Source organism: Brachymonas sp. J145, assembly GCF_036312245.1.
Taxonomy (GTDB): Bacteria; Pseudomonadota; Gammaproteobacteria; order Burkholderiales; family Burkholderiaceae_C; genus Brachymonas; species Brachymonas wangyanguii.
The window spans coordinates 150,436-156,773 of record NZ_JAZDCI010000005.1 but is presented as its reverse complement, the minus strand read 5'-3'; the positions used below and the strand labels follow the sequence as shown (position 1 = coordinate 156,773).

Annotated in this window: 7 protein-coding genes and 1 pseudogene; all 8 read right to left on the bottom strand. The window is 68.2% G+C overall.

Going from position 1 to position 6,338, the window contains the following annotated elements; translation table 11 throughout:
* Positions 1-417: pseudogene (locus V1261_RS06975) on the bottom strand (transposase); the annotation flags it as partial.
* Positions 418-473: 56 nt separating this feature from the next.
* Positions 474-1,967 (bottom strand): cryptochrome/photolyase family protein, encoded by a 1,494-nt coding sequence (locus V1261_RS06970; protein ID WP_329770904.1) that lies wholly within the window; start codon positions 1,965-1,967, stop codon positions 474-476.
* Between the two features lie 7 nt (positions 1,968-1,974).
* Positions 1,975-2,664: a glutathione S-transferase family protein gene (locus tag V1261_RS06965; RefSeq protein WP_329770903.1), complete on the bottom strand. Its 690-nt coding sequence runs from the start codon at positions 2,662-2,664 to the stop codon at positions 1,975-1,977.
* Entirely contained in the window at positions 2,661-3,140 is a 480-nt protein-coding gene (locus V1261_RS06960; RefSeq protein WP_329770902.1) for a nuclear transport factor 2 family protein, read from the bottom strand. Before V1261_RS06960 ends, V1261_RS06965 begins: the two co-directional genes overlap by 4 nt.
* Before the next feature lie 3 nt (positions 3,141-3,143).
* Positions 3,144-3,926, bottom strand: coding sequence for an SDR family NAD(P)-dependent oxidoreductase (locus tag V1261_RS06955; RefSeq protein ID WP_329770901.1), 783 nt, complete (start codon positions 3,924-3,926; stop codon positions 3,144-3,146).
* A gap of 4 nt (positions 3,927-3,930) precedes the next feature.
* Positions 3,931-4,467, bottom strand: coding sequence for a DUF3833 domain-containing protein (locus V1261_RS06950; protein WP_329770900.1), 537 nt, complete (start codon positions 4,465-4,467; stop codon positions 3,931-3,933).
* A gap of 4 nt (positions 4,468-4,471) precedes the next feature.
* The gene (locus V1261_RS06945) at positions 4,472-5,776 is read right to left on the bottom strand and encodes an MFS transporter (RefSeq protein WP_329770899.1); all 1,305 of its coding nucleotides are present in this window, start codon (positions 5,774-5,776) and stop codon (positions 4,472-4,474) included.
* The gene (locus V1261_RS06940) at positions 5,773-6,336 is read right to left on the bottom strand and encodes a chalcone isomerase family protein (protein WP_329770898.1); all 564 of its coding nucleotides are present in this window, start codon (positions 6,334-6,336) and stop codon (positions 5,773-5,775) included. The genes V1261_RS06945 and V1261_RS06940 overlap by 4 nt, the downstream gene beginning before the upstream one ends.
* Between the last annotated feature and the right edge of the window lie 2 nt (positions 6,337-6,338).

Here is a 6,338-nt window from a genome sequence, read left to right as displayed (position 1 = left end):
ATGGAGCACGCTCTCGCCAGGCATAGAAGCCGCTGGCGGAGACACCGAGCACGCGGCACATGGCGCGCACAGGAAGGTCGGCCTGGTTCGCCATCACGAGTCCGAAGACTTCGTGGATGTCGCATCGCTGCGACCGGCGAACCAGGCCGTAGCCTTTGCCAGGATGTCGCGCTCCATCTGGACCTGACGCAACTGGCGGCGCAGCCGCACCAATTCTTCTCGCTCGGCGGTGGTCAGGCCTTCTTTGCCAGGTAAGGGCTTGCCCTCGTCGATGGCGGCCTGACCGACCCAGTTGGTGATGGACTGGGCAGTGACACCGAACTCACGCGAGAGCTGTGTGGGTGAGCGGCCGGCTCGAACCAGCTCGACCATCTGCCGACGGAATTCCGCCGGGTACGGCGGTCGTACTTTGGACATCTGCGACTCCTTGAACACAAAGAATGATGTGTCCACGGAACCGGGTCAACTCCACTTTATGAAATAGGCGAAAAACGCATCAGTGTGCGCTCGCGTGCCCTGGCGTGATCGACGACAGGCTGCGGGTAGTCCACCCCCAGCCGCAGACCGCAGGCCGCGAGTTCGACCGGCTTCATGGCGGCGGGAAAGTGGATGTGCGCATCCGGCACTCGGGCCAGTTCGGGCAGGTAGCGGCGGATGAACTGCCCGTCCGGATCGAAGCGTTCGGACTGCGTGATGGGGTTGAAGATGCGGAAGTAGGGCTGCGCGTCGCAACCGGTAGACGCGGCCCACTGCCAGCCGCCGTTGTTGGCGGCCAGGTCGTAGTCGTTCAGGTGCTGGGCAAAAAACCGCTCGCCGCGGCGCCAGTCAATGCCCAGATCCTTGGTCAAGAAGCTCGCCACCACCATGCGCAAGCGGTTGTGCATATAGCCCGTCTGTAAGATCTGGCGCATGGCGGCATCCACCAGCGGGTAGCCGGTGCGCGCCTCGCACCAGGCTTGCCACAGCGCGGGCGCCTCGTCCCACTGCACGCGGTCGTATTCGGGCTTGAAGGACTGCGTGACCACCTGCGGGTGATGCCACAGGATCATGAAATAAAAGTCGCGCCAGGCCAGCTCGGACAGCCAGGTCTGCGCGCCCGCGCTGCCTTCGCATGCCTGCTGCGCCGCCAGCGCCGCCAGCTGACGGATGGACACGGTGCCGAAGCGCAGGTGCACCGACAGGTAGGACACGCCCTTGCGCCCGGGGTAGTCGCGCGCCTCGTGATACGCCGCCATGCGTGGCGCAAAGTCGTGCAGCAGCTGCTGCGCACCGCGCATCCCGGTGGGTAGAGGCAGCGCGTGCAGGTTGGTGGGGGTAAAGCCCAGGTCTGCCAACGTGGGCAGGCGCTCGCCCGCGGGGGGCGGCGCCAGGTGGCGGGCGTAGCGTTCAACGGAATAGGGCTTGAGCTGGAAGGCATCCAGCCGCTGCAGCCAGGCGCGCTTGTAGGGGGTAAACACGCTGTAGGGCCGGCCCTGCTGGGTCAGCACCTCGTCACGCTCCAGCAGCACCTGGTCTTTGTAGTCGCTAAAAGCGATGCCCAACTCGCCCAAGGCCTGGGCCACGCGCTGGTCACGTTCCAGGGCCTGGGGCTCGTAGTCGCGGTTGGCCAGCACCTCCTGCACGCCCAGCGCCTGCGCCAGTTGCACGATGCACGTCAGCGACGGGCCGTGGCGCACGATGAGCCCGCCGCCGGGCGCGCCGCTGCGTGCGGCCAGCTGCTGCAGGCCGTCGTGCAGCTCCAGCACGCTGGCGTGGATGAACTCCACGCGCCGGTCGCAGCGCGTGGGCAGCGCATCCAGGATGTCGGTGTCGAACACGAAGGCGCAGTACACGCGCTCATGGCGGCGCAGCGCGTGGTAGAGCGCGGCGTGGTCGTGGCAACGCAGGTCGCGGCGCAGCCACACCATGGCGCTGGGGGCCGTAGCCGCCACGCCGTTGCTGCCCGCAGGTATTTTTTTTATCGTCATGGTCCGTTCACGAGGACATCAACACCGGCCCGCCCTTTTGCAGCGCACGCTGGTAGGCAGGCCGTGCCTGCAGGCGCTGGCGGTAGGCGGCCAGATGCGGCCAAGCCGCTTCGTTGCCGCCCCGGGCCAGAGCTGCCTCCACGGCAAAGCTCATCTGAAAGTCCGCCATGGTGAGGTGCTCGCCCGCAAACCAGGGGTGCTGCGCCAGGTGCGCCTCCATGAAGGCCAGCGCGGTCTGCACGTTCGGCGTGATGAGCTTTTGCTGCACCTTGGCACACAGGGCGCGGGCCACGGGCCGCACCAAGAACGGCATGGGCTGGCGCGGAATGGAGTCGAACACCAGCTTCATCACCAGCCAGTTCATCAGCGAGCCCTCGGCGTAGTGCATCCAAAAGCGGCACTGGCGATGCTCTGCGGTGCCGCGCGCGGGCTCCAGGTGGGCAAGCTCTGCCGGCGCCTGGGCGCCAAAGCGCTCGGCCAGGTATTCGATGATGGCGCCGGACTCGGCCACCACGGTGTCGCCATCGGTCACCACGGGCGATTTGCCCAGGGTGTGGATACGCTTGAGTTCGACAGGCGCCAACCGGCTTGCCGGGTCGCGCCGGTAGAGGCGGATGTCATAGGGCACGCCCAGCTCCTCCAGCAGCCAGAGGATGCGCTGGGAGCGCGACATTTCAAGATGGTGAACGGTGATCATGGTGCGGCCTTGTGGGTGGCGGAAGCTGCCTTGCGCAGCCAGCGCATCAGAGTGCCGAGCAGTGGCAGTTTTTCGTACAGCTCTTCGGCGGCATCCCAATAGTCGCGGTGCAGCGTTACGCGTCCCTGGGTGTCAAAGCGCACCAGGGTGGCGCCGCGGATGCATTGCGCCACCTGAGGCCGCCAGCGCCGCATGCGAAAGTGAAATTCCCAGGCCAGAAACGCCTGCTTGCCCTGCACGAGGTGCTGCGTGACGACGAAACGCGGCTGCTCCAGCGTGTCAAACATGTGCGCAAACACCTGCGCAATGGCGGGTACGCCGCGCACGTCGTTGAAGGGGTCTTTGAACTGCGCGTCGGGCGCGTAGTAGTCGCCCAGCCGCGCCAGTTGCGCGGGGCTAAGCTGCTCGTACAGCGCAATCAGTCTTTGCACGGCGGCGGGGGTGTCGGGGCACGAAGCGGCGGGAGAGGTCTGCATGGGTCAAAGGCCGGTGAAGCGGTGCACCAGCGGGAAATACCAGCGGTACGGCAGGCAGCGCATGAACCTGAGCACACCCGTGAAGCGCTTAGGGAAATGCGATTCAAACGCCCCCCGCTCCCAGCCGCGCACGATGGCCAGCGCCGCCTGTTCGGGTGTGATGAGGGAAGGCATGGTGAACTGGTTTTGCGCCGTGAGTGGTGTATCGACAAAGCCCGGGTTCACCAGGCTGACGCCCACGCCCTTGGGCCGCAGGTCGAGGAACAGGTTTTCGGCCAGGTTGATCAGCGCCGCCTTGGTGGGCCCGTAGGCCAGGCTTTGCGGCAGGCCGCGCCAGCCAGCCACGCTGGCCACCAAACTCAGGTGCGGCGCGCGCCCGGCGCTGGCGGACTGCAAGAGCGCGGGCACCACCGCGGCCAGCACATGCAGCGCGCCAGCGACGTTCACGCGCTGGTGCTGCAGCAGCTCGGGCAAGTCCAGCGCGTCGGCCACCATGGGGCGGTAGTAGCCGGCGCAATAAAGAACCAGATCCAGCGGCCCGCCCTGCAGCAGCTGCTGCGCAGCGCTGGCCGTGGCCTGGGCGTCGGTCACGTCCAGCGCCAACGCCTGGCTGCCGGGGTGCTCGCGCACGAAGGCGTCCAGCAGGCCCTGCTGACGCGCCGACACGCACACCTGCGCCCCGCGTGCGTGCAGCAGCGCGGCCACGGCACGCCCAATGCCGGTGGACGCGCCCACCAGCCATACGCGCTTGCCGTGCCAGTCGGTGATGCGGGGGTTCAGAGGCATGGGCTCATTCCTTGCTGAAGGACAGCAGCACTTCGCCCAGCGTGATGCCGAACTTGCTCATGGTGGCGCGGTTGAGCATCACGCGCTCATCGACCAGGAACATCCAGTCGTCGAACTGCACCTCGTACTCCTTGCCGTCCACCGGCAGGCGCAGGGTGTAGTTCCAGCGGAAGGCGTTGCCGGACTCCTGCCCCGCGGCCTCGCCCACCACGTCGTCGGCGCGCCCGGTGTAGCGCCCGCCCTCGTGCTTGGTCAGGCGCCAGACGCGGCGGGAGGTGCTGCCGTCGGAATAGCTGAAGGCTTCGTCCAGCACGCCCTGGTTGCCCTCCCAATGGCAGTCCATGACCACGGTGAAGCGGCGTACCACCTCGCCGCCGCGCTTCTGGAAAATGCCGTGGGCACGGATGCGGCCATTGAAATAGCGATCGAGCTGCAGCGCGGGGCGCTGCTGGGCGTAGTCGCTGACCTGCGGCCCGGCGCAGCCCGCGAGGACGGCCGAGCCCGCAAGCAGGGTCAACAAAACATGGCGGCGTGTGTTCATGGTGTCACTCCTGGGGGTGGTCTGGAGAATCGATCAGCAGCCAGTGCAGCAACGACGCGGCCACCAGCTTGAGCGCGCAGGGCAGCAGCGCGTAGACCCAAGCCAGGTGCTGCAGCGCATAAAAATCCTGGCTGCCGGGCGTGTAGCCCAGCCATTGCAAGAGCGGCAGCGTGGCGCCTGCGGCCAGCGCCAGGTTGAGCTTGGCGGCCAGGTTCCACCAGCCCAGGTAGGCGCCGTCGTGCACGCCCTGGGCACCGTGGCGCTCGATCAGCAGGGCCAGCAGCGCGCCGGGCACGGCCAGGTCGGCCCCCAGCGCCATGCCGGACAGCACGCAGATCACGCCAAAGGCAAGCACCTGGCCGCCTTCCAGGCCCGCAGCCCAGCCAAAGCAGACCACAGCCAGCAACATGCCGGCCAGCCACGCGCGCTCCAGCCCGAAGCGGCGCACCACGCGCAGCCAAGCCGGCATGGACAGCGCGCCACTGACGAAATACAGCACAAGAAACAGCGCGATCTGCGGCTGCGTGGCCAGCAGCCGGTCCTGGGCGAAGAACAGCATCAGCGCGGCCGGTATGGCGCTGGCGATGCCGTTGCACAAAAACACGGTCAACAGGCGGCGGAATGGTGATTCGGCCAGTGGCTGCCACAGCGCAGGACTGGGTTGATGCCCCCTATCGCGTAGCGCAACCGCCACCGGCGGGCGCGGCGCGCGCCACAGCACAAGCCAGCCGGCCAGCAGTGCCAACGCAAACACGGCCAACATACTGCCCGCGCCCCAGGCCACCGACAGCGCGCTGGCCGTGACCACGCCCAGCAGCCCCGCCCCCTCGCGCCAGGCCACGATGCGGCTGCGCTGCAAGGCGTCGCCCCCCAGGCGCACGCCCCAGGCCTGGTGCGCGATGACCAGCAGGCTGTGCGCCAGGCAGGTGAACAGCAGCCCCGCCACCATCCACACCGCCAGCGCCGCTTTACCCTGCACGCGGGGGAAGAACAGGCCCGCCAGGCCCAGCGCCAGCAGCAGCGCCGCAGCCCCGGCCACCCACAGCACGGCCTGCGAGGTGCGGCGGTACAGCCGATCACTTAGGCGGCCCAGCAGCGGCTCAGCCCCGGCATCCATCAGCCGCACCAGCATCAGCAGCGCGCCCACGGTGGCCAGCGGCAGGCCCAGGTCGCTGGCGTAGTAATGCGGCAGCACCACGTACAACGGCAGCGCGGCAAAGGCCAGTGGCAGGCCCAGCAGCCCGTAGGCCAGGCCGGCGCGCCAGGGCAGCACCTGCGCGGCAGTCCACGGAAGATGGGCGCGGGTCATGGCCCGCCTTCTGATCTGCGCGCCAGCAAGGCGCTGCGCAGGCCGGGCTCGGAGGTGCGCGGCGACAGCCAGATGGCGAAAAAGCGGCGCGCCAGCTCGGCATCGTCCGTGACGCCCAGCAACTGCTCGCCGCGCCAAAAACGCATGCCCCGGCCGGGTTGGTACAGGCCGGTCAGCCGGTCGCCAGACTGCACATCGGGCAGCAAGGCGGTCAAGACTTTCAGCCAGCGTTGCGCCTGCGCGGGCGGCAACTCACCCTGGCGCTTGATCTCGTCGATGGAGCGCTGCGCGATGGCCGCGCCCTTGAAGGCGCGGTGGTAGCTCAGCTCCAGCGCCAGCGGGTAGTCACCAAAGTCGGCCGCCTTGAATTGCGGGCCCACCCACAGGCGGGCGTCGTAAATGCGCAGCCCCAGAAAGCGCATCTGCCCCTGGCCCAGCAGGGCTGCGGCAGGCAGTGCCTGCTGCACAAAGCTGGGCGGGGCGGCTGCGCCATCGGCCGCAGCGGTGGCGCTGGCGACCGCGGCCCCCAAGGCCACCGCCAGCACGCCCACGCGGGCCATTC